The organism is Amycolatopsis sp. NBC_00355, assembly GCF_036104975.1.
Lineage (GTDB): Bacteria > Actinomycetota > Actinomycetes > Mycobacteriales > Pseudonocardiaceae > Amycolatopsis.
Genome location: NZ_CP107982.1, coordinates 2,535,609 through 2,556,891 on the forward strand (window position 1 = coordinate 2,535,609; position 21,283 = coordinate 2,556,891).

A 21,283-nucleotide genomic window follows, 5' to 3' on the forward strand; every position below is an offset into this window, starting at 1 on the left:
CCGGGTGATTTCCGGAAACTAACAACGCGCCGGAATGGAATCAACGGTCGGTGGATGTCAGGACTTCATGATTGTCATCCGGCACCGGAATAGCGCCGGAACGGTGCTCACGCGGACGCAACCGGCGCGGGAACCACCAGTTCGCTTCACCGAGCCGGACCATCACCGCCGGGACCAGCAGGCAGCGGATCAGCACGGCGTCCAGCAGCACGGCGACGGTCAGCCCGACGCCCGCTTCGCGCACCACCCGCGCGTCCACGAAGGCGAACGAGACGAACACCAGCGCCATGATCAGCGCGGCGGCCGTGATGGTCCGCCCGGTCGACACGAGACCCTCGACGATCGCGCCACGCGTGTCCGCGCCGCGGCGCCACGCCTCCTGGATCCGCGCGATGAGGAAGACCTCGTAGTCCATCGACAGCCCGAACAGCCCGGCGAACAGGAACACCGGCAGGTACGGCTCGAGGGGCGCGCCGAACACCCAGACCACGACGCCGGTCGTCGCCGCGGCGGTGAGCAGGTTCATCACCGCCGCGGTCAGCGGGATGAGCACACTGCGGAACACCCAGGCGAGCACCAGCACCGAAATGCCCACGACGCTGAGCAGGAACAGCGGCAGCCGCCCGGTGATCGCCGCGGAGAAGTCGGCTTGGGTGGCGACGACCCCGCCGAGGTGGACGTCCGGGCCGCCGACCGTGCGGATCCACGCGAGCAGGTCGGTGGTGGCCGGGTCGTCGGGCGCGGTCCGCGGCACGACGGTCAGGACCGCGACCGGCCCCGGCAGGTAGCCGGGCGGCCCGACGTCGGCCCGGGTCAGCAGGGTTTCGCGCAAGGACTCCACCGAGGCCCGGTCGAGGCGGCCGGCCACGAGGATCGGCCCGTTCGCGCCCGGTCCGAAGCCCTCTTCGAGGAGTTCCGCGGCGACCTTCGTGACGCTGCCCGGCGGGTCCAGGTCCGCTCCCGGCACGCCGAGCCGCAGGCCCGTCATCGGCAGCGAGAGCACGGCGACGACCAGCACGGCGGCCGCGGCGTAGGGCGCCGGACGAGAGGTCACCGAGCGCGCGGCCCGCGTCCACCGCCCGCCGGCGTCCACCGGCCGGACGCGCATCCGCCGGCCGAGGAGCCGCAGCGACGCGGGGAACAGGGTCAGCGCGGCGAACATCGTCAGGAGCACGGAAACCGCCGCGGCGACGGCGATCCCGTCGAGGAACGCCAGGCCGACGGTGAACATCCCGAACAGGGACACGCAGACCGTCACCCCGGCGAAGACCACGCTCCGGCACGACGTCGCGGCCGCGGTGGCGAGCGCCTCTTCGGCGGCCAGGCCGTCCTGGATCCCTTGGCGGTAGCGGGTGAGCACGAACAGCGCGTAGTCCACGCCGACGCCGAGCCCGAGCAGCGCGGCGATCTCGGTGCTGATCTTCGGGACGGTCAGGACGTGTGACAGCAGCGCGACGACGGCGAGCGCGCAGCCCACCGACACCGACGCCGTGAGGACCGGGAGCAGCACGCACGTCAGCGAGCGGAAGGTCAGCAGCAGCACGAGCGCGGCGGCGACCAGCCCTATCCCGGCGTTGCCGAGGCCGGGCGCGGCGGCGGTCATCGCGGCCAGCTGCCCGGACGCCCCGGCGCTCACCCCGTTCCCGTCGGCGCCGCGCACGACGTCCGCGAAGTCGTCGGCCACCGCCTGCCCCAGCGCCTCGGCTTCGGCGTCGAAGCGGACGTCGAGCACGGCGACGCGGTGGTCGGCCGACACCGGGCCGGGATCGACCGAGACGACGTGCGGCAGGCTCCGCAGCCGGCCGGCGAGCGTGTCGAGCCGGGCGCTGTCGGCGGATCGCACGACCACGCGTTCCTGGTCCCCGGACGCGCCCGCGCCGCGCAGGAGGTCCGCCGCCACCGTGCTGTCCGCCGAGGGCAGCGCGACGGTGTCGCGGTAGGCCGCCCCGGTGTGCTGCGCGGCGAACAGCAGCCCGCCGAGGGCGAGCAGCCAGCAGGCCACCACCCACGGCGCCCGCCGGAAGCACCACGACACCAGCCCGACCATGCCGTCCTCCCGGTCGTGAGCAGCGGAAACAGGCTGATCACGCTAACAACGGCGGCGCGCGTGAAGATACCGCCCGGGTTCACAAATCGGTCCGCCAAACCCCGTGCGGGCGTGAGTGCCCGCCCGTTCCGGCGACCGCGGGGACTTGTCGGACGTTGACAACTTCGCCCGGCCGGTTGTTCGCGAAGCGACAGAACGTCACCCGGGAGCAAGATCAACGGTTGCCAAATCGAACCGCGTATGAGTACATGGCGTGCGCGTCCGGTGTCGGAGCGTCAGACGCGATGTGAGCACGCGGTGGGTCGCGCGGACTTCACTGGAGAAGCCGCCGCCGTCGTGCGGCAAGGGGTGACCAGTGACGCGGACGACCGGAGACCGGGCGGTCTCGCACGACGTGGCGCACCTGGTCCCGCAGCAGCGGGACGCCGGCCAGGCACGGCGGTTGTGGTGCTCCCTGCCGACGGAGATCGCGCGGCGGTTCCGGCCGCACGCCGAGCCCGTCGCGCGGCGGATCCTCGACGAGATCCAGCGCGCCGTGCCCGAATACGCGAAGCCCCTCGAAGGCGAGTTCGGCAAGGTGATCGTGCAAGCGATCGAGTACGCGGTCGTCAGCTGCATCGACACCATCGAAGACCAGGAGACCGGCCACGACGACTGGCAGAAGCTGTTCATCGAGGTCGGCAAGCGCCTCCACCACGACGGCGGGAGCCTGAACTCGCTGCAGGCCGCCTACCGCGCGGGCGGGCGGGCCGCCTGGCGCTACGTCTCGCAGTTCGGCCAGGTCCACCGGCTCCCGGCGGCGATCCTCTGCATCGGCGCGGAAGCCATCTTCGCCTACGTGGACGAAATCTCCTCCTATTCGGTCGAGGGGTACACCCTGGCCCAGGCGCGGGCGACCGGGACACTCGAACGCCGTCGCCGGCGGCTGCTGGACCTGCTCCTGGCCACCCCGGCCTCCTCACCGGCCACCGTCGCGACGATGGCGAAGGCCGCGAAGTGGGAGATCCCGGAGTGGGTCACGGTCATCGCGCTCGAACCGCGCGACGAGCAGCACCTCACCGCCGCGCCCCAGCTGCCCGACGACGTACTGCTCGACCTCGAAGGCAGCGAACCCTGCCTGCTGACCCCGAACCCGGACCGCGACCTGCGCGCCCTCGAAAGCCGGCTGCCGGGCTGGCGGGCGGCGGTCGGCCCCCGCGTCCGCCCACCCGAAGCCGCGACGTCCCGGCACTGGGCCCGCAACACACTGGACCTGGTCCGGCGCGGGCTCGTCGACGACCGCACGGTGACCCACTGCGGCGACCACCTGTCGACGCTCTGGCTGCTCCTGGATCCCTTCCTGCTCGACCAGCTGTCGGCGAAGGTGCTCGCGCCGTTCGCGGGCCTCACGGTCAAGCAGCAGATCAGGCTGGCCGAGACGTTGCTGAGCTGGCTGGAGCACAACGGGAACACCCCGGACATCGCCCAGGCCCTCGGCATCCACCCGCAGACGGTGCGCTACCGCGTCAGCCAGCTGACGGGCCTCTTCGGCGACCGGCTCGCCGACCCGCTCGAACGGCTGGAGATCCAGATGGCGCTGCGGGCCCACCAGCTCCTCGGCACACGTCCGCCGGAGGAGTCGCCCGACGAGCAGTGACCCGCTCCGCTCGTCCACAGTGGACAGGTTTGGGCTGCGGCGGGCAACCCACGACAACCGGCGCGGCGCCGCCACAACAGATCGCCGTCGGCTTGACGATCGCCAAGGTCAGCCTGACCGCGACCGGAGAAGCCGACCGACGAACAGCGACCGGCCGCCGCGTATCCACAGTGGACAGAGCCGGGCTACAGCGGATCAGCGCGGCGGGTAACCCACGACGCCCGGCGCGGTGCCGCCGCACCAGACCGCCGTCGGCTTGACGATCGCCAGGGTCAGCGTGGCCGCCGCCGGGACCACGACCAGCAGCAGGCCGAAGATCGCGCCGCCGAGGTAGACGCCGCCGACGTAGCCGACACCGACCGCGCTCAGCACGACCGACACGATGCTCGTCAGGATCGCGAGCCCGCTGCCGATGATCGTCAGCAGCCGCCCGATCGGCTTGCGCAGGAACAGGAGGATGCCGCCGGGCAGCAGTGTCCCCACCAGCAGCACGTCCTGGATCAGGAAGAGGAAGAACAGCCAGTACACCGACCCCAGGGCCGCGAGCCCCACGATGGAGCTGATCAGGCCGAACAGGGAGAACAGCCCGCCCAGCACCGCGAGCACACCCGCGGTGATCGCCGTGGCGCCGTTCGGCTTCGGGGGCTGCATCCCGTAACCCGGCGCCGGGTAGGGCGCCTGCGGGTACGGCGCCGGGTACCCGGGCTGGCCGGGGTACTGCTGCGCGGGGAACCCGCCCGAGGGTGCCGGGTAGGGCTGCTGCCCCGGGTACGGCTGCTGGCCGGAGTACGGTCCCTGCGGCGGGCCGGGGTTCTGCGGGTACGTCATGGCGTTCCTCGGTCTCGATCGGCCGCCCCCCAACGGTGCGCCACCTCGCTCCGGTGGTTACGGCCGAGGTCAAGCCTCTCACGCGCGCCGCCGCGGTGGCGGATCGACCGGGAGGCTCCCGGCCGTCACCCCTTGCCGAAGGCCGCCGCGGGGAAAGCGCCCGCCCTCCGGAGTGCCGCCGTGAAGGCGCCGGCCAGTGCGGTCAGCCGGGCGGTGGCGGCCGGGCCGAGGTGGTCGTACGGCGCGGCGTCGAGGCGGTCGGTGAGCGCCTCGGCCTCGGCACGCAAGGCCACGCCCGCCTCGGTGATCTCCCCCGCCTCGTCCAGGAGGCCGCGCCCGCGCAAGCCGTCCCGGGCGGCGGCCCACTGCTCGTCGGACCACCCGCGGGTCCGCTTGAGCAGCGCCGACGTCGCCGCGGTGCCGGTGGCGTTGTGCAGGACGATGGCCTCGAGCCCGGACAGGCCAGCCACCGCCAGCGCGGCGACGTGCCCGTCACCCCGGTGCTCGCGCAGCAGGGTCGCGGCGTGCCACAACGCCAGGTGCGGTTCCCCGGGCACGGGGAGATCGGCGTTGGCGGCGTACAGCGGCCGCGCCTCGCGGTGGCCGCCCTCGGCGGCGCGCACCGCCAACCCGGCCGCCTCGGCCAGTTCCGTCGACGTCAAGGCGTCCGGCCCGAGCAGCCGGCGCAGCATCCCGTCGACGCCGCGCAGCCTCGCGTCGAGCACCGCCTCCGGCGTGGTGACGGCCCACACGGCGGGCAGGGACCGGGCGACGTGCTCGTGGTTGAAGTTGGCGAACGTCGCCGTGACCGCCCCCGCGCCGACCGCCCCGAGCGGGGCCGCGCGGCCCGCGAAGTAGGCCGTGGACCCGCGTTCGAGCCCGAGCTTCGCGAGTTCGTCCTCCCGCTCCGGCGCGAAGTACACGGCGGCGTGCAAGGGACTCACCGCGGCGTGGCAGCGGCTCATTCTCCGGCCCACGGCACGAGGATCGCCCGGGCGAGCGTGTGCCCGAGGATGGCGAAGCTCAGCGCCGCCGGGGTCGACTCCGGCGTGACGCCGAGCGCGGTCACGGACGGCACGTCGAGCGCGGTGACGGCGATGTAATAGCGGTGCTTGCCGGTTCCCGGCGGCGGAGCCGCGCCGGTGTAGGCCGGCTCGCGGACGTCGTTGGCGATGGGGAAAGCGCCGTCCGGGAGGGCGGCCACGCCGGCTTCGAGGGACGTGACGTCGGCGGCGATGTCGGCCACCGCCCAGTGCCAGAAGCCGGACGGTGTCGGGGCGTCCGGGTCGTACATCGTGACGACGAAGCTGCGTGTGGCGTCGGGGAAGCCGCTCCACGACAGCTGCGGGGAACGGTCTTCGGCGCCGGCGACACCACTCATCGCGGCGAACTGCGCGACGGGCAACGGTGCCCCGTCGGCGACGTCCGCGCTCGTGACGGCGAACTCGGGGACGGCAGGCAGGGAGTCGTACGGGCTGGTCATCAGGTTCTCCTTCTCGGTCTCACTTTCAACAGTCAATCATACTTTTAAAAGTATGCCCAGCTGTCGAATGTTGTAAGCTCCGTCTCATGGCGAGGGGAACCGGGCAGCAGACCCGCAGCGAGGCGGTGCACGACCGCATCCGGGCCGACATCCTGGGCGGCCGGCTGCGCCCCGGCGAGCGGCTGAAGTTCCCCGAGCTCAGCGAGCGCTACGGGGTGAGCACGGGCGCCGTGCGCGAAGCGCTGCTCAAGCTGGTCGCCAAGAACCTGGTCAGTTCCGAGGCCCACCACGGTTTCCAGGTCACCGACCTGACCGAACGCGGGCTGGCCGACTTGACCGACACCCGCACCGAGATCGAATCTCTCGCCCTGCGCCGCGCCATCGGCGAAGGCGACCTCGCGTGGCAGGGCCAGGTGCTGGCCGCGCATCACACGTTCGAGCAGACCCCGCTCGCCGGCGAAGACGGCGACGAGCCCGGTGAGGCGTGGCTGATCGCCCACGCCGACTTCCACACCGCACTCCTGGCCGGTTGCGCCAACCCCCGGCTGCGCGACCTGGCCGCGTCCCTGCGGGAAGAGGCCGAGCTGTACCGGCGCTGGCTCCGCCCGACGCCGGGCGCGCACGACCCGGCCGATCCGGCGGGCCACGACGAACACCGGGAACTGCTCGACGCGGTCATGACCCGCGACAGCGAACGGGCCGACGCCGCTTTGCGCCGGCTGATCGGCTTCACGGCGGAGATGGTCCTGGACACCGAATCACCCGCCTGACCGGACTTTCCCGCAGCGACACGGAGGACGGCAGATGGACTTGGATCTTCACGGCCGGCGCGCGCTGGTGACCGGCGCGTCGAAGGGCATCGGGGCGGCGATCGCCGAGGTGCTGGCCGCCGAGGGCTGTCACCTGCACCTGGCGGCCCGGAGCGCGGACGCGCTGGAGACCCGCGCCCGGGAACTGCGGGAGGCGTACGGGGTCGAGGTCACGGTGCACGTCGTTGACCTGCGCGTCGCCGCCGACCTCGAGCGGCTCGCCGCGGCCACGACGGACGCCGGCATCCTGGTGAACAACGCGGGCGACATCCCGGCCGGCTCCCTCGACCAGATCGGCCCCGACCGGTGGCGGCACGCCTGGGACCTCAAGGTCTTCGGGTACGTCGACCTCACCCGGCTCGTGTACGCGCGGCTGCGCGAGGCCGGCCACGGCGTGATCGTCAACGTGATCGGCACCGGTGGGGAGCGTCCGACGGCCGGCTACATCGCGGGCGGCGCGGGCAACGCGGCGCTGATGGCCTTCACGAGGGCACTGGGCGGCGTCGGCCCGCGCGACGGCGTCCGCGTCGTCGGCGTGAACCCGGGCCCGGTCGCCACCGAGCGGATCACGGCGATGCGCGCGGCCAACGCCGACGTCGACGCGAGCTTCGCCGCGCTGCCCTCGGGCCGGGTCGCCGAGCCGCGGGAGGTCGCGGACCTGGTGGCGTTCCTGGCCTCCGACCGCGCCGGCTACATCAGCGGCACGATCGTCACCATCGACGGCGGCCGCTCGGCGGCCGGCTGACGCCGATCGTCACTCCGCCTGCCGCATCACCGCCGGCACCGGCGCCCCTTGGAGGTTCACGGCCACCGATCCCAGCGCCGCCACCGACGACGACGTACCGGCTTTGTCGGCACCGCAGGACATCCGGGACCACGTCGTGCCGCTGCCGGCGCGCCTGCGCGCCCCCCACTGGCGGTCCCGGTTCCGGATCACCAGCCGGCACGTGCCACCTTGCGGGCCGGCCGCGTGTTCCCCGGCGGCGACGCCGCGCACGTGCGCAGCCCCGCGGGCGGGCAGGGGATGAACACCGGAGCGGTTCCTGCGCGCGAGCAGTCCGCTGTCTACAACAGGCGCCGCTGCAGGACGTCCGCGATGACCGTCGCCACCAGCTGGTCGACCTCCGCCGGGGACGGCGCGTCACCGGGACGGCGGCCCGCGAACAGCAGGTGGCCCGCCCCGATCAGCGACAGGGCGACGTTCTCGGCGTCGGCGTCGGCGGCGATGCGGCCCAGCGACCGTTCTTCCGTGAGGTAGGTCGCGAGCATCCCCCGGGCCTCGGCGAGCACCGGGATGCCGTGGGCCGGGCCGGTGCGTCGGAGCCGGGTGCGGACCTCGTCGCGGAAGAAGACGAGGCTGACCATCGCCACCGCGATCGGGTCGAGCAGTTCCGTCAGCGCGGCGGCGAGGTGGCCCGCGACCGAGCCGGTGCCGGCCGCGGCGCGCAGGGCCGCCGCCTGCTCGTCGACGCGGGTGATGCGTTCCTGGACGAGCTCGGCCAGGAACTCGTCGAAGTCGGCGAAGTGCCGGTGCAGCACGCCCTTCGCGCAATCGGCCTCCGTGGTGACCGAGCGGCTGGTCAGCGCGCTCGGGCCGTCCCGGAGCAGGACGCGCTCGGCGGCGTCGAACAGCTGCCGCCGCGCGTCGCGGATGTGCACTCCGGTCGGCACCCGGTTTCCTCCTTGCCCGCGTGGGCAAGTGCCCACTATGGTGGGCGCATGCCCACTTCCCCTTCGGAACAGCACTATTCTGCCGGAACGGCACCCCATCAGGCCCGGCGGATCGCGGAGTCGTTCGGGGTCGATCCCGCACGCTACGACCGGGCCCGGCCGCCCTACCCCGGCGCGCTGGTGGCGCGGATCCTCGCCGCGAGTCCCGGGCGGGACGTCCTCGACGTGGGCTGCGGAACCGGCATCGAAGCCCGGCAGTTCCAGGCGGCCGGCTGCCGCGTGCTCGGCGTCGACCCGGACGCGCGGATGGCCGGGTTCGCCCGCGAGACCGGCGTCGACGTCGAGGTCTCGACGTTCGAAGCGTGGGACCCCGCGGGCCGGACGTTCGACACCGTCGTCGCCGGCCAGGCGTGGCACTGGGTGGACCCGGTCGCCGGTCCCGCGAAGGCCGCCGAAGTCCTGCGGCCGGGCGGCCTGCTGGCCGTGTTCGGGCACGTGTACGACATGCCGCCCGGCGTCGCGGAGGCCTATGCGACAGCGCTGAAGCGCGTCGTCCCCGACTCCCCCATGGCCGTCGCGGGCAACGACCGGACCGCGCTGGACATCTACCGGACGATGTTCGCCGCGGCGGCCGACGGGATGCGCCAGGCGGAGGGACTCGCCGAGCCCGCACAGTGGCAGTTCGGCTGGGAACACTCGTACACGCGCGACGAATGGCTCGAACTGCTGCCCACCACCGGCGCGCTGACCCGGCTCCCGGCCGACAAGCTGGCGGAAGTACTGGCCGCCGTCGGCGCGGCCGTCGACGAGATCGGCGGCCGGTTCACCATGCCGTACACGACATTGGCGGCCGTCGCCGCGCGCGCCGGCTGAGTCACCCCCGCAGCCGGCTCAGGCCGCGCTCCAGCCGCACCACGGCGACGCCCCCGGCGACGACGGCGAGCCCGCCGAGGACCGCGGCCGCGCGGAAGACGTCGCCGGCCTGCCCTTCGACGGCGCCGCGCAGCATCGTCATCGCCCAGTAGCCGGGCGAAATCGGCGCGATCGTGTGCGCCCAGGCCGGCAGCATCGCGGCGGGGATCAACGCGCCGCCGAGCGCGGAGACGGCCAGCGAGCCGACGTCGCAGACCGCCGAGAGCTCGCCGTGGCTGCGCACGAGCGTCGCCGCCGCGGTGCCGACCGCCAGCAGCGTCAGGCTCCAGACGAGCACCGCGAACCCGAGCAGCACCGGGGACGCGGGCGCGGGCATGCCCACGACGTAGTGCCCGAAGACCAGCAGCACGGCCTGCTGCAGCACCAGGACGGCGAACACCGGGACCGCCTTGCCCACCAGCAGTTCCCCCGCCGTGACCGGGGTGGCGCGCAGCCGGTCCCACGTGTTCCAGGTCCGTTCCGACAGCATCGCGGTGCCCACGATGGACAGTGCGAGCACGGTGAACATCACCAGCAGGCCGAGCACGGCCTGGGCCGGGCCGTCGGCGACCGAGGCGGCGAAGAGCGGCTTGAACACCAGCATCAGCACCATCGGCATCACCGCGTAGCTGATCAGGTGGCCGGGGTCGCGCAGCCGCAGCACCGCGTTGTGGCGCACCAGCACCGAGAACCTACTCATGCGCCACCGCCCGGTAGAGGTCGTCGAGGGTCGGCCGGCGCAGTTCGACGTCGCGGACGTGCGCGGACGTCGTCGCCAGCACGCCCGCCAGTTCCGCCCCGGGATCGGCGGCGGGGACCCGGATCTCGCCGTCGTCGGTGCTGAGCAGGATCTCGCCGGGCAGCCCGCCGAGCAGGTCCGCCGCGGTGCCGCGGGCGATCACCCGGCCGCCCTTGGCGACGGCGAGAGTCGCGCCCAGTTCGGTGAGCTCGGGCAGGTAGTGGGTGGTGTAGACGACCGCCGCGCCCTCGGCGGCCGCGGCCCGGACGGCGGTGAGCAGCGCCGCCCGGGTCTGCGGGTCGACGCCCGCGGTGGGTTCGTCGAGCAGCAGCAGGCGGGGCCGGTGCAGCATCGCCGTCGCCGCTTGCGTCCGCCGTTGCTGGCCGCCGGAAAGGACGCCGACCCGCCGGTGCAGGAACGCCGTGAGCAGCAGCGCGCCGGCGATCCGGTCGATCGCCTCGGCCAGGGCGCGGCGGCGCAGGCCAGCCAGGCCGCCGAAGAGCCGGAGCGTCTCGGCGACGGTGGCGCTCGGGTACAGCGCCGGTTCCTGCGGCGCGAAGCCGAGCAGGGCCCGGGCCGCTTTCGGCACCCGGCCGCCGATCCGCACCTCGCCGGCGTCCGGCGCGGCCAGGCCGGCCACCAGCCGGGCGAACGTCGACTTGCCCGCGCCGTTGTGGCCGACCAGGCCGACCACTTCCCCGGGCTCGGCGCGCAGCGTGAACCCCGACAACGCGCGGGTCGCGCCGTAGTGCTTCACCAGATCGGTGACTTCGAGCATCCCCCACCTCCAGTCTACGGTGTAGACCGTGAATCTACACCGTAGACTGACCGGGTGCGCAAGATGAAGACCGGCCGGCGCGACGAGATCGTCGACGCGGCGATGGCGTTGGCCGGGGAGAAGGGGCTCGACGCGGTGTCGATGCGGGCCGTCGCCGGCCGGCTCGACCTCACCCCGATGGCCCTCTACGGCTACTTCCGCGGCAAGGACGACCTGCTCGACGCGATCGTCGGCCGCCTGCTCGGCCTCCTCCCGGAGCCCGATCCGGCGGCGCCGCCGCTCGACCGGCTGGGGCAGCTCGCCGGTGGCGTGCGGGTCCTCGCGAAGAAACACCCCGCGGTGGTGAACCTGCTCTTCACCCGGCCGTCGGTCACCGAAGACGCCGTCGTCGCCGTCGACCGGATCTACCAGGCCCTGCTGGACGCGGGCGTCCCCGACGCCCACGTCGCCCGCCTCGAGCGGCTGCTGAGCACGTTCGTGCTCGGGTTCGTCATCTCCGAGACCCAGGGCCGGTTTTCCGACGGCAACCGGGACATGCGCTCACGCCGCGCCCTGCTCGGGCCGGACGAGCTGCCCGCCCACCACCGCCTCGGTCCCCTGCTCGACCCCCAGGTCGACTGGGACGCCGAGTTCGACGCCGACCTCGCCGACCTCGTCGCGGTGATCGAACGGACCGCCGCGCCCTGAGGTCCGGCCTCAGTCGAGGCAGAACTCGTGGCCCTCGACGTCCTGCATCGTGATGCAGGATTCGTTGAAGCCGTCGGCGTACAGCGTGCGCTCGTGGACCGCGCCGAGCGCGACCAGCCGGGCGCACTCGGCCTCGAGGGCGGCGAGGCGCTCGTCACCCACGAGCCCGGTGCCGACCCGGACGTCGAGGTGCACCCGGTTCTTGACGACCTTGCCTTCGGGCACACGCTGGAAGAACAGCCGCGGGCCCGCACCCGTGGGATCGACGCAGGCGAAGGCCGAACCCTGACGCTCGGGCGCCAGCGAGCTGTCGAAGTCGTCCCAGCTTTCGAACCCCGCCGGCGGCGGCGGGACGACGTACCCCAGCACCTCGCACCAGAACCGGGCGACGCGCTCGGGATCCGCGCAGTCGAAGGTGATCTGGACCTGCCTGACCGAACTCATCGGCCCACCCTAGCCGGATCGGCATGTCGACACCGCCCGGTTTACCGGACCGGCACGCCCAGCCGGTCGGCCAGCTCGGCGAGCCCCGTCGCGTGCAAGTCGAACCGATCCGACGACGCGGGCGGGTCTCCGACGGGCCGGGCGACGTAGGCCGTCCGCAGGCCGGCTTCCCGCGCTCCACGCAAGTCCCAGGCGTGCGCCGCGACCATCAGCAGCCGCTCCGGCGGCCCCCGGACACCGCGACCGCGAGTTCGTACACGGCCGGGTCCGGCTTGTAGGCCCGCGCATCCTCGGCGGAAAGCGCCTGGTGCCACCGCAATCCCGCGTGGGCGTTGAGTCGCAGCAACGCTGTCCGGCCGGCGTTGGAGAGCCCGATCAGCGGGAACCGTCCGGCGAGCCGGGCCAGACCGGCCACCGCGTCGGGCCACGGCGGGAGCCGCCAGGCCGACGACGCGAGCGCGGCCGGGTCGGCGATGCCGGCCGCGTCGGCGACGACCTGGGCGGCTTCCCGGTCGAGGACGTCACTGGCGACGTAGGGCCGGTCGCCGCCGGCGATGCGCCGCTGCTCGGCCTCGATGTGGTCCTGCCACCGCCGCACCAGGTCGTCGACGACGGATCGGCAAGAGCGGGAGCGCGATCGCGGATGCCCGCGCGGATCCCGGCGGGTTCGTCGACGAGGGTGCCGAGCACGTCGAACACCACGGCGTCGATCTCCAGAACCGGCATGCGCGACGTCCTCCCCGTCCGGCGGGCACGACCCGAACTCAGCAGCGGCCCCGGCTCAGGACAGGTCGATCACGATCTTGCCGCGCACCCCGCCCCGTTCCAGCGCATCGTGCGCGGCGGCCACCTCGGCCAGCGGGAACACCCGGTCGACCTGCGGGCGGATCGCCCCCGCGGTGACCCAGCGGCCGAGTTCGGCGAGCAGCGGCGCGGTCGGGTCGCTGGGGAAGAAGCGGACCCAGCGACGCCGGCGCAGCGCGTTCGCCCCGATGTAGGCCAGCGAGCGGGCCGGCCGGCCGAGGTCGAGCGCGATCGTGACCAGCCGTCCCCGCGGTGTGAGCAGCCGGCGGAAGGCGGGCAGGCCGGTGCCGACCGTGTCGAAGACGACGTCGAAGCGGCCCAGGTCGCCGGGCGCGCGGTAGTCGATCGCCTCGTCGGCGCCGAGCTCCTTCGCCAGGTCCAGGTTGGCCGCGCTCGCCAGCCCGGTGACGTGCGCGCCCATCGCCTTCCCGAGCTGGACGGCGACGTAGCCGACGCCGCCGGTCGCGCCGCGGACCAGGAGCCGTTCGCCGGGCGCGAGCGCGGCCAGGTCGCGCAACGCCGTGATCGCGGCGGCCCCGACGAGCAGCGACGCGGCCTGCACCACGTCGAGTCCCGCGGGCAGGTGGTCCAGCTGGCCGGGCGGCAGGGCGACGTACTCCGCGGCCGACCCCAGCCGCCGGCCCAGCATGCCCCAGACCCGGTCGCCCGCCGCGAACCGCGTGGTCCCGGGATCGACGACCTCGCCGGCCAGGTCGACCCCGACCCCCTTGGGGAACTTCCGGCTCCGCAACGAGCCCAGTTTCCCGGCCCGCAGGGCGAGTTCGCCGCCGTCGACCGACACCGCCCGCACCCGGACCAGGACCTCGCCGGGACGCGGCCGCGGCACGGGGGCGGTCGTCATGGAGAGGACGTCGGGCGGGCCGTAGCGGTCGTAGGTCGCGAGCCGCATCGAAGTGGATAGCATCCTCCACTTCTAACACGGGATCCGGCCGGGCCCCGGGAAGTGAGAAGAAGCGCCGGTGCGATCACCCCGCTTCGACGCCGGGCGGCAGGAAACCGTGCTCGGACAAGTCGAACCAGTTCCCTTCCGGGTCGATCGCGCGGTACTCGGCGAACGGGCGGTCACCACCGCGCGGGACGGGCCGCGGCACGCCGGCCCCGGCGAGGCGGTCGGCGACCGGCGGGATGTCGGCGACCTGGAAGCCGAAGTGGTTGAAGCCGGTCGCGACGTCGCCGTCCAGCCGCTGCTGGACGAGCGCCAGGTTGAGGTACCCGTCGGTGACGAAGTGGCTGCCGTCGGGGTCCGTGTGGAACAGGTCCATGCCGAACTGCTCGCAGTAGAACGCGGCCATCCGCTCGGCGTCCTGGACGACGAACGCGAGGTGCCGCAGCCGGGGGCGGGTCATTGTGGGGCTCCCTTCGGGATCATGTTGTGGAAGGCCGTGATTTCGGGAGAGCCGGTGTGCCGGACCACGGCTTGGGCGTGCGTCACGACGCCGGCCGGCGCGATCTCCGACGTCACGTGCACCAGGGAAAGGCCGGGCGCGAGCCGGCGGATCAACGTCACCGACGCCGACAACGTCGTCCCGCGATAAGCCGTGGCGAAGAGGTGCGCGTGACCCGATTCCACGGCGTCCCGGCCGGAAAGGGCTTCCCCGCGGACGTTCACGAAGTCGACGTCGGCGGCGAAGACCGAGGCGAACCGCGCCGCGTCACCCCGCGCCCACCCGGTGGTCATCGTGTCCCACAACGCGCGGATCCCCTCGTCCGTCACGCGGGCACCCCCGCCGAGGCGAGCACGCGCAGCGAAACCGGTGCGCACTCGCCGTCCCACGCGGCCAGCGAGTAGTAGAACCCGCCGTGCTGGTTTTCCAGGTAGCAGACGACGTTCAGCGGCCAGCCCGCGCCGCGGAAGACGTACTCGTCCATCGGGGTCGGCCGGTCGCTTAGGGGCCGGTCGCGTTCGCACTCCGGGCCGAGCCGGTGCCAGTCCGGGTGCAGGTGGATGGAGCCGAGGATGTCGAGGCCGCGGTCGTCGCCGTCGCGGGAGATGCGGAGCAGGTCGGCCGGCGCGACCCACCACGCGCGGACGGCGTTCTCGTACGCCGAGCCGAACCGCGGGACGATCGTGGCCGCGAACTCCGCGCGGGCGCTGGGATCGGTGGTGCGGGCGTTGCGGGCGAAGGCGATGTCCGACACCAGCAGCGCGTCTTCGGCGACCGTGCCCAGCAGCACGCCGAAGCAGGGTCTCGGCGTGTCGGGCGTGATGCAGGCGTACTCGGCGGCCGCGGCGTCGAGGAAGCGCCGCACGACGTCGTCGGAGACCAGGGCGGGGAGCGCCGTCTTTCCGCTCAGCGGAACACAAGCCAGTGCTGTCACGCGGAGGAACGTAACCGGGCCGCGGCCGGGGCGGCCATGATCGTCACGGGATCGGCCCTATTGCACCAGGCGATAATGTTTCGGGATGCGACTGGAGATCCGGCACCTGGAACTCGTCGTCGAGGTGGCGGAAGCCGGCAGCCTGCGACGCGCGGCGGCGCGGCTGCACCTGAGCCAGCCGGCCGTCACCACACAGCTCAAACGCATCGAACAGTTCGTCGGCGGAGCGCTGTTCATCCGCTCGACCGACGGTGTGGTGCCGACCCACACCGGCGCGGAACTGGTGCGGGACGCACGCAACCTGCTGCGCCAGTTCGACGCGCTGCAGCGCACGGCCCGGGTCAACGCCGCGAGCGAGTCAGGGGCGCCGGTGAAGGTGGGCGGGATCCCGGCGCAGCAGTTCAGCTTGCTGGTCAACGCGCTGACCGCGATGCTGCCGCGCCGCGAGGTGACCAGCCGCACGATCCGCGAAACCGGGACGCTCACGGCGTTGCTGCGCTCCGGCGAGCTGGATGTCGCGGTGCTGCGCGAGTTTTCGGGGTTCCCGGTGCGCCGGCCCGAAGGGGTGGAGCACCGGTTGTTGTTGCGGGAGCCCTTTTTCATCGGTGTTTCGCAACGGCACCCGCTCGCCGAACGCGGCGAGATCGAGCTGGCCGACCTCGCCGGCGAGAAGTGGGTCATGCCCGATCCGGACGACAGCGGCATGAACGAGTACTTCGCCCGCGTCTGCGCGTCGGCGGGGTTCGAGCAGCGCATCGCGCACCTCACCACGGAAGCGCACGTCGCGTTCGCGCTCACCGCCGAGAACCGGGGCATCTGCCTGCTCTACCCGATCGGCACGGCGCGCGACGGGCTCGCGACGCTGTCGCTGGCCGGCACGCCGCTGTCGCGCGACCTGGTCCTCGCGTGGCGCACGGGTTCGCGGCTGGCGCCGCTCGTGGACGAGGTGTGCGCCAAGATCGACCAAGACTACCTCGCGCTCGTCGAGGGTTCGCGGTTCTACCGGAAGTGGTGGCACGGCGGCGGTTCCGCGTTCGCCCTCCCCTGAGCCGCCGGACGCCGTCAAGGGCGAAGCTGCTGGCCGCCTTCGGTGTGCTGCCGGCGATCACGTTCCTGGTCAAATGACCACGCCGGCCGGCACCACCACAAGAAGCGGTGGCCTGACGGCGATCCCCGTCCTGCGCTACCTCCCAAGCCTGCTGCAAGGCGACCGGCACCGCGCTGCCCGACCTGAGGATCAGCCCGAGGCTCAGGCCGCCGAGCTTGGCCGGGTCGCCCAGCACGAACCGGGCGCCGAGCAGCACGATGCCGATCTTCAGCCAGAACTCGTAGGTGGCGACGCCCGGCCGGAACACGGCCGGGACGCCGATGGTCCATCAGCGGCGTCTCGGCGATCATCGCCGGCAGGGGCGCCATCGACGCCGACGACGAGGACTCCGGGTACGCCATCGCCGCGATCCTCGCCCTGGGCGCCGTCGCGCTGTTCACCTTCCCGCTGATCGGCCACGCGCTGAACCCGACCGACACCCAGTTCGGGCTGTGGGCGGGCCTGGCCGTGGACAACACGGCGGAGACGACGGCGACCGGCGCGGCCTACTCCCCGCACGCGCAAGACGTCGCCGTCGCGGTGAAGAGCACCCGCAACGCCCTGATCGGCCTGGTCGTCCTCGGGTACGCGGCCTACTGGTCGACCCGCGGCGGCAAGGCCGTCGCAAGTGGACTGAAGGGCCGCACGGTTCACCCTCTGACGAGGTGACGGCCCCCGGGTTGCCGGGGCCGTCACCTGCGGAGTCACCAGCCGACGGCGACCTCCAGCCACTGCGGGTCGCCGTGGGAGACGAACGAGGACTGGCCGGCCACGTCGTCGTACGGGAAGCCGTACGCGAGGTGGTTGATGCCGTGGTCGTGCCAGTACTTCGCGTAGTAATTCGCCGGGGCGGCCTTGTAGTAGTTCGCCGGGTCCTGCTGCTGCGACGCCGGCAGCTGCGCGGTGTGCCGGTTCAGCGCCGCGCACATGTTCGGGTTACCGGCCAGCGAGCCGGCGCAGCCGGTGATGTTGGACGTCGGTTCGTTGACGCCGACCGACTGGGCGTAGGCGGTGAAGTAGTTCGCGTACTGCCCGCCGGTGCGGAAGTCGGGAGCGCTGCCGGGCGCCGGGATCCGGTACGGTGCGTTCACCGTCGCCAGGCCCTTGAACTCGGTCGGCACCTCGGCCTGGAACTTGGCGAAGGTAGCCGCGCGGTCCTCCTGGAAGGTCCCGTAGTCGTCGCCGACCTGGACGTCGTAGCCGTCGTGCGCGTGCAGCCGCATGGCCAGCTTCAGCGCGAACGCGTCCACCCGGGTGGTGTTGCCGTTGAAGACGTCCGGGCCGACGGTGAACTCGATGAAGTCGGCGTACTGGCCGTTCGGGGTGCCGAGGTAGAAGTACATCCGCCCGGCCGAGTTGGCCGGCATGTCGATGTAGGGCTGCTCGGCGATCGAGTGGGTCTGGCCGCCGAAGTTCCAGAACACCTGGCTGTCCGGGTACTTGCCGTTGGTCCGGTTGAGCACCTTCACGGTGAGCACGTTCTGCGCGGCCGGGATGCTGCTCGTGTCACCCCAGAAGGAATCGGGCGGCACGCCGGACCCGGGCGGCGGGGTGGTCGTGCCACCGCCGGTGCCGAAGACCTGGAACTCGAACAACGAGACGCCGTACGGTGTGGCGCGCGCGGTGGTGTAGAGCCGCACGTACCGGCCGGAGCCGGTCACGTTCAGCGTCTGCACGCCGCCGGTGCCGGTGGTCGTCTGGTACACAGTGGACCAGCTGGAACCGTTGGCGGACAACTGGATCTGGAACGCGGTGGCGTACGCGGCCTCCCAGCGCAGCACGACCTGGCTGACGGTCGCGGCGCCGCCGAGGTCGACCTGGATCCACTGTGGATCGCTGAACTGGGACGACCAGCGGGTGCCGGTGTTGCCGTCCACCGCGGCGGTGGCGGGAGTCCCGGCGTTCTCCACAGAGGACGCCGTGACGGCTTTCCCTTGCGAGATCAGTGGATCCGCCGCGTGCGCCGCGGGGGCGGTGAAGCCGAGTGCCGCGACGACCAGCGCCGCCGCCAGCGTCGTCAACCGGGTACCGGGTCCGCGGCGGTGCCGCGGCCGAACGATCGTGGGCATGGTTCCTCCCTGGCCGGGAACGGGGGCGGACCCGCCGCCGGTCAGGGGACGGCGTCGTCCGGCTCGCCCCCTGACCGCCGGGAAGGTGCATCCGTGACCGGCCGGGGACGCTCGGTGAAAAGGTTCATACCACCGGCCCCGACCTGTCAAGCCTTGACAGATCGGGGCCCGCGGGCGATATTCGGAACCGATTCACCTGACCCTCCTGCGTGTCGCCGCCACCCGCTCAGGGGCCTCTCCTCACTTTGGAGTCAGCCATGCCCAGCGGCGTCTTCCGCCCCGTCCGGGGTCCGCGCGTCAGGACGAACCCGCACAGCACCGCCATCAGGGCGACGCCGGACCGCGATTCCCGAGCGCCCCGGCCCGGTTCCTGGGCGCGGTCGCCGGTCCCGGCCCGAAGCGCCTCCGCGAAGCGCCCGGACGTCACCGCCCTCCGCAGGGCCGTGGGCTTCAGCGCGACCGTCGGCACCAGGCTCGCCCGGCCGAAGACGGCCCCGCAGAACGGGTAGCGGGCGAGGCGGTCCGGCCACGACCGGGACCTTCCCGGATCGCGCCGCCCGTCGAGGCCACCAACCGGACGAATCCCGCCAAGGCGACCGCATCCCCTGGCACGAAACGGATCCCCACCAGATAGGCCGTCCGGGTGCACCTGCCCGGGGGTCCCAGTGGACTGGACCAGCGGCACCTCGTGAACTGTTGACACGGTCGAGAACGCCGACCTACCCTCCCCACATCCCGATCGCCTCTTCCTGCTCTCCCGGAAATACAACGTTGTAAAATCCGCCCGGGTCACTGACCTGCGGCTTGAGAGTGAGGTCCCCGTGCACCGCGTTTCCGGCCGAAGACTTCTCGCCACCGTCACCACCACGCTGCTCGTCCTCGGGACGATGCTCGGCCTGACCACGGTTTCGCAGGCCGCCGGTTCCCTGCCCTGCGACATCTACGGCGCCGCGGGCACCCAGTGCGTCGCCGCCCACAGCACCACGCGCGCCCTGTACTCGGCCTACGCCGGCAACCTCTACCGCGTGCAGCGCGCCTCCGACCGCGCCGAAACGGACATCGGCCTGCTCGCCGCGGGCGGGTACGCCAACGCCGCCGCGCAGGACTCGTTCTGCGCGGGCACGACGTGCCTCATCACGGTGATCTACGACCAGTCCCCGCGCCACAACGACCTCACCGTCGAAGGGCCGGGCACCGCGGGCGGCCAGGACGTCGCCGCTGTCGCGTCCGCGCTGCCGGTGACCGCGGGCGGGCACAAGGTCTACGGCGTCTACGTCTCCCCCGGCACCGGGTACCGGCACTACGTCGGCGCCGGCGTCGCGGTCAACGGCCAGCCCGAAGGCATGTACATGGTCGCCAGCGGCACGCACGTCAACGGCGGCTGCTGCTTCGACTACGGCAACGTCGAGGCCCAGATCGCCGACACCGGCAACGGCCACATGGACGCCGTGAACCTCGGCACCACGTGCTACTTCCCGCCGTGCACCGGAATCGGCCCGTGGGTGGCGGGCGACCTGGAGAACGGCCTGTTCCAGGGCAACCGCTCCAACACCGCCAACCGCGGCAACGCCACGCCGTTCGTCACGGCGCTGCTGAAGAACAACGGCCAGACGACGTTCGCGCTCAAGGGCGGCAACTCCCAGAGCGGCGGCCTCACCACCTGGTACAACGGCGCGCTGCCCTCGGGCGGCTACACGCCGATGCACCAGGAGGGCTCGATCGTGCTCGGCACCGGCGGGGACAACAGCAACGCGTCCATCGGCTCGTTCTTCGAAGGTGTGATGACCGCGGGCTACCCGTCCGACGCCGCGGACGACGCCGTCCAGTCCAATGTGGTCTCCGTCGGCTACTCCGGCAGCACCGGGACACCGCCCTACGCGGCCACGGTCTCCGGCCCGGGCGGCAAGTGCCTCGACGTCGCCGGTGACGACACCGGCGGCAACGGTACCGCCGTGCAGCTGTGGGACTGCCAGGCCAACGCGTCCGACCAGCACTGGGCGCACAACTCCGACTCGTCACTGTCCACTTTGGGCAGATGCCTCGACGTCGTCGGCAACGGGACGGCGGGCGGCGCGCTGCTGGAACTGTGGGACTGCAACGGCGTCGGCGGCCAGAAGTGGGTGCAGCAGGCGGACGGCTCGCTGCGCAACCCGCAGTCCGGCCGGTGCGTCGACTCGCCGAACGGCGCCACGGCCAACGGCACCCGGCTGCAGATCTGGGACTGCAACGGCTCCGCGGCGCAGAAGTTCTCGGTCACCGGCGGCGGCCCGATCACCGGCCCCGGCGGCAAGTGCGTCGACGTCGCCGGCGACGACCACGGGGTGAACGGCACCGCCGTGCAGCTGTGGGACTGCCAGTCCTTCGCCGTGGACCAGCACTGGTTCCACCTGTCGAGCGGCGCGCTGCGGACGTTGGGCCGGTGCCTGGACATCGTCGGCAACGGCACGGCCAACGGCGCCCAAGTGGAGCTGTGGGACTGCAACGGCGTCGGCGGCCAGGCGTGGACGCAGCAGGCGGACGGCTCGCTGCGCAACCCGCAGTCCGGCCGCTGCCTCGACTCCCCGAGCGGCGCGACGGGCAACGGGACGCGGTTGCAGATCTGGGACTGCAACGGCTCGGCGGCCCAGAAGTTCGCGCTGCTCTGAACCGGGTTCAGGTCCGGCCCAGCCGGATCGGGGAACGTTCCGGCCGCCGTGGCCGCCACAGCACCAGGGCAGCCACGGCGGCCGGGCCCGCCGCGCCGAGCAGGCTGAGCCACGACCCGGTCAGCCCGTTGAACACACTGAAGGCCGCCGCGATCCCGCAGCGGACCGCGGTGCTCGTCCGGGTGCGCCGCGCCTCGGACAACCGGTACGCGGCGACCCGGATCGCGGCCGCACACGCCGCTCCTGCGAGGCCGCGTCCACGCGTGTCGCGTCTCCCCCGCAATCCCCATCTCGTCATCGTCAC

At 72.7% G+C, this 21,283-nt stretch carries 22 protein-coding genes and 1 pseudogene; 8 read left to right on the forward strand and 15 right to left on the reverse strand.

Going from position 1 to position 21,283, the window contains the following annotated elements:
• Positions 1–40: 40 nt before the first annotated feature.
• Entirely contained in the window at positions 41–2,047 is a 2,007-nt protein-coding gene (locus tag OHS18_RS10310; protein WP_328616802.1) for an MMPL family transporter, read from the reverse strand.
• Between the two features lie 394 nt (positions 2,048–2,441).
• Between OHS18_RS10310 and OHS18_RS10315 the strand changes: the two genes are divergently transcribed.
• On the forward strand, positions 2,442–3,683 hold the full coding sequence (locus tag OHS18_RS10315) for a helix-turn-helix domain-containing protein (protein ID WP_328458904.1): 1,242 nt from the start codon (positions 2,442–2,444) through the stop codon (positions 3,681–3,683).
• A 195-nt stretch (positions 3,684–3,878) separates the two neighbouring features.
• Here OHS18_RS10315 and OHS18_RS10320 read toward each other — a convergent pair whose 3' ends face one another.
• The 3 genes from OHS18_RS10320 to OHS18_RS10330 form a co-directional block, all read right to left on the reverse strand.
• On the reverse strand, positions 3,879–4,511 hold the full coding sequence (locus tag OHS18_RS10320) for a hypothetical protein (protein WP_328616803.1): 633 nt from the start codon (positions 4,509–4,511) through the stop codon (positions 3,879–3,881).
• A 125-nt stretch (positions 4,512–4,636) separates the two neighbouring features.
• Positions 4,637–5,476: an SCO6745 family protein gene (locus OHS18_RS10325; protein WP_442875414.1), complete on the reverse strand. Its 840-nt coding sequence runs from the start codon at positions 5,474–5,476 to the stop codon at positions 4,637–4,639.
• On the reverse strand, positions 5,473–5,994 hold the full coding sequence (locus OHS18_RS10330) for a YbhB/YbcL family Raf kinase inhibitor-like protein (RefSeq protein ID WP_328616805.1): 522 nt from the start codon (positions 5,992–5,994) through the stop codon (positions 5,473–5,475). Before OHS18_RS10330 ends, OHS18_RS10325 begins: the two co-directional genes overlap by 4 nt.
• Positions 5,995–6,080: 86 nt before the next feature.
• On the opposite strand from OHS18_RS10330, the gene OHS18_RS10335 reads away from it, so the two are divergent.
• Together OHS18_RS10335 and OHS18_RS10340 are read left to right on the forward strand one after the other, a co-directional pair.
• Positions 6,081–6,764 (forward strand): GntR family transcriptional regulator, encoded by a 684-nt coding sequence (locus tag OHS18_RS10335; RefSeq protein ID WP_328616806.1) that lies wholly within the window; start codon positions 6,081–6,083, stop codon positions 6,762–6,764.
• A gap of 34 nt (positions 6,765–6,798) precedes the next feature.
• Positions 6,799–7,548, forward strand: a complete 750-nt coding sequence (locus OHS18_RS10340) for a short-chain dehydrogenase/reductase (protein ID WP_328616807.1) — start codon at positions 6,799–6,801, stop codon at positions 7,546–7,548.
• A gap of 320 nt (positions 7,549–7,868) precedes the next feature.
• On the opposite strand, the gene OHS18_RS10345 is transcribed toward OHS18_RS10340, so the two are convergent.
• Positions 7,869–8,474, reverse strand: coding sequence for a TetR/AcrR family transcriptional regulator (locus OHS18_RS10345; RefSeq protein ID WP_328616808.1), 606 nt, complete (start codon positions 8,472–8,474; stop codon positions 7,869–7,871).
• A gap of 111 nt (positions 8,475–8,585) precedes the next feature.
• Between OHS18_RS10345 and OHS18_RS10350 the strand changes: the two genes are divergently transcribed.
• Positions 8,586–9,347 carry a class I SAM-dependent methyltransferase gene (locus OHS18_RS10350; RefSeq protein ID WP_328618504.1) on the forward strand — a complete coding sequence of 254 codons (762 nt, stop codon included), beginning with the start codon at positions 8,586–8,588 and terminating at the stop codon, positions 9,345–9,347.
• A 1-nt stretch (position 9,348) separates the two neighbouring features.
• On the opposite strand, the gene OHS18_RS10355 is transcribed toward OHS18_RS10350, so the two are convergent.
• Both OHS18_RS10355 and OHS18_RS10360 read right to left on the reverse strand, forming a co-directional pair.
• Positions 9,349–10,086, reverse strand: coding sequence for an ABC transporter permease (locus OHS18_RS10355; protein WP_328616809.1), 738 nt, complete (start codon positions 10,084–10,086; stop codon positions 9,349–9,351).
• Positions 10,079–10,903 (reverse strand): ABC transporter ATP-binding protein, encoded by an 825-nt coding sequence (locus OHS18_RS10360; RefSeq protein WP_328616810.1) that lies wholly within the window; start codon positions 10,901–10,903, stop codon positions 10,079–10,081. The genes OHS18_RS10355 and OHS18_RS10360 overlap by 8 nt, the downstream gene beginning before the upstream one ends.
• A 63-nt stretch (positions 10,904–10,966) precedes the next feature.
• Here OHS18_RS10360 and OHS18_RS10365 point away from each other — a divergent pair, with 63 nt between their 5' ends.
• Entirely contained in the window at positions 10,967–11,590 is a 624-nt protein-coding gene (locus tag OHS18_RS10365; RefSeq protein ID WP_328618505.1) for a TetR/AcrR family transcriptional regulator, read from the forward strand.
• Positions 11,591–11,599: 9 nt separating this feature from the next.
• Here OHS18_RS10365 and OHS18_RS10370 read toward each other — a convergent pair whose 3' ends face one another.
• From OHS18_RS10370 to OHS18_RS10395, 6 genes and pseudogenes are all read right to left on the reverse strand, one after another.
• Positions 11,600–12,034 (reverse strand): VOC family protein, encoded by a 435-nt coding sequence (locus tag OHS18_RS10370; protein WP_328453583.1) that lies wholly within the window; start codon positions 12,032–12,034, stop codon positions 11,600–11,602.
• Positions 12,035–12,075: 41 nt separating this feature from the next.
• A pseudogene (locus OHS18_RS10375) lies at positions 12,076–12,760 on the reverse strand (haloacid dehalogenase type II).
• A gap of 55 nt (positions 12,761–12,815) precedes the next feature.
• A complete protein-coding gene (locus tag OHS18_RS10380) occupies positions 12,816–13,763 on the reverse strand; it encodes an NAD(P)-dependent alcohol dehydrogenase (RefSeq protein WP_328616811.1) in 948 nt (315 codons plus the stop codon).
• A gap of 61 nt (positions 13,764–13,824) precedes the next feature.
• Positions 13,825–14,205 carry a VOC family protein gene (locus OHS18_RS10385; RefSeq protein WP_328616812.1) on the reverse strand — a complete coding sequence of 127 codons (381 nt, stop codon included), beginning with the start codon at positions 14,203–14,205 and terminating at the stop codon, positions 13,825–13,827.
• Positions 14,202–14,573 carry an SgcJ/EcaC family oxidoreductase gene (locus tag OHS18_RS10390; RefSeq protein WP_328616813.1) on the reverse strand — a complete coding sequence of 124 codons (372 nt, stop codon included), beginning with the start codon at positions 14,571–14,573 and terminating at the stop codon, positions 14,202–14,204. Before OHS18_RS10390 ends, OHS18_RS10385 begins: the two co-directional genes overlap by 4 nt.
• A complete protein-coding gene (locus tag OHS18_RS10395) occupies positions 14,570–15,178 on the reverse strand; it encodes a hypothetical protein (RefSeq protein ID WP_328616814.1) in 609 nt (202 codons plus the stop codon). The genes OHS18_RS10390 and OHS18_RS10395 overlap by 4 nt, the downstream gene beginning before the upstream one ends.
• An 85-nt stretch (positions 15,179–15,263) precedes the next feature.
• Here OHS18_RS10395 and OHS18_RS10400 point away from each other — a divergent pair, with 85 nt between their 5' ends.
• Both OHS18_RS10400 and OHS18_RS10405 read left to right on the forward strand, forming a co-directional pair.
• A complete protein-coding gene (locus tag OHS18_RS10400) occupies positions 15,264–16,226 on the forward strand; it encodes a LysR family transcriptional regulator (RefSeq protein ID WP_328616815.1) in 963 nt (320 codons plus the stop codon).
• Between the two features lie 327 nt (positions 16,227–16,553).
• Positions 16,554–16,934: a putative sulfate exporter family transporter gene (locus OHS18_RS10405; protein ID WP_328618506.1), complete on the forward strand. Its 381-nt coding sequence runs from the start codon at positions 16,554–16,556 to the stop codon at positions 16,932–16,934.
• A 35-nt stretch (positions 16,935–16,969) separates the two neighbouring features.
• Here OHS18_RS10405 and OHS18_RS48510 read toward each other — a convergent pair whose 3' ends face one another.
• Positions 16,970–18,334 carry a beta-1,3-glucanase family protein gene (locus OHS18_RS48510; RefSeq protein ID WP_442875361.1) on the reverse strand — a complete coding sequence of 455 codons (1,365 nt, stop codon included), beginning with the start codon at positions 18,332–18,334 and terminating at the stop codon, positions 16,970–16,972.
• An 821-nt stretch (positions 18,335–19,155) separates the two neighbouring features.
• Here OHS18_RS48510 and OHS18_RS10420 point away from each other — a divergent pair.
• On the forward strand, positions 19,156–20,979 hold the full coding sequence (locus OHS18_RS10420; RefSeq protein WP_328453565.1) for an arabinofuranosidase catalytic domain-containing protein: 1,824 nt from the start codon (positions 19,156–19,158) through the stop codon (positions 20,977–20,979).
• 7 nt (positions 20,980–20,986) lie between these two features.
• On the opposite strand, the gene OHS18_RS10425 is transcribed toward OHS18_RS10420, so the two are convergent.
• Complete coding sequence (locus OHS18_RS10425) at positions 20,987–21,283, reverse strand: hypothetical protein (RefSeq protein WP_328616816.1); 297 nt, start codon at positions 21,281–21,283, stop codon at positions 20,987–20,989.

Bases quoted from the DNA above. Each gene is read 5' to 3' on its own strand.
- OHS18_RS10400 (WP_328616815.1), top strand. From the start codon at position 15,264: ATGCGACTGGAGATCCGGCACCTGGAACTCGTCGTCGAGGTGGCGGAA.
- OHS18_RS10310 (WP_328616802.1), bottom strand. From the start codon at position 2,047: ATGGTCGGGCTGGTGTCGTGGTGCTTCCGGCGGGCGCCGTGGGTGGTG.
- OHS18_RS10335 (WP_328616806.1), top strand. From the start codon at position 6,081: ATGGCGAGGGGAACCGGGCAGCAGACCCGCAGCGAGGCGGTGCACGAC.
- OHS18_RS10360 (WP_328616810.1), bottom strand. From the start codon at position 10,903: ATGCTCGAAGTCACCGATCTGGTGAAGCACTACGGCGCGACCCGCGCG.
- OHS18_RS10320 (WP_328616803.1), bottom strand. From the start codon at position 4,511: ATGACGTACCCGCAGAACCCCGGCCCGCCGCAGGGACCGTACTCCGGC.
- OHS18_RS10325 (WP_442875414.1), bottom strand. From the start codon at position 5,476: ATGAGCCGCTGCCACGCCGCGGTGAGTCCCTTGCACGCCGCCGTGTAC.
- OHS18_RS10365 (WP_328618505.1), top strand. From the start codon at position 10,967: ATGAAGACCGGCCGGCGCGACGAGATCGTCGACGCGGCGATGGCGTTG.
- OHS18_RS10330 (WP_328616805.1), bottom strand. From the start codon at position 5,994: ATGACCAGCCCGTACGACTCCCTGCCTGCCGTCCCCGAGTTCGCCGTC.
- OHS18_RS10370 (WP_328453583.1), bottom strand. From the start codon at position 12,034: ATGAGTTCGGTCAGGCAGGTCCAGATCACCTTCGACTGCGCGGATCCC.
- OHS18_RS10355 (WP_328616809.1), bottom strand. From the start codon at position 10,086: ATGAGTAGGTTCTCGGTGCTGGTGCGCCACAACGCGGTGCTGCGGCTG.
- OHS18_RS10380 (WP_328616811.1), bottom strand. From the start codon at position 13,763: ATGCTATCCACTTCGATGCGGCTCGCGACCTACGACCGCTACGGCCCG.
- OHS18_RS10385 (WP_328616812.1), bottom strand. From the start codon at position 14,205: ATGACCCGCCCCCGGCTGCGGCACCTCGCGTTCGTCGTCCAGGACGCC.
- OHS18_RS48510 (WP_442875361.1), bottom strand. From the start codon at position 18,334: ATGCCCACGATCGTTCGGCCGCGGCACCGCCGCGGACCCGGTACCCGG.
- OHS18_RS10340 (WP_328616807.1), top strand. From the start codon at position 6,799: ATGGACTTGGATCTTCACGGCCGGCGCGCGCTGGTGACCGGCGCGTCG.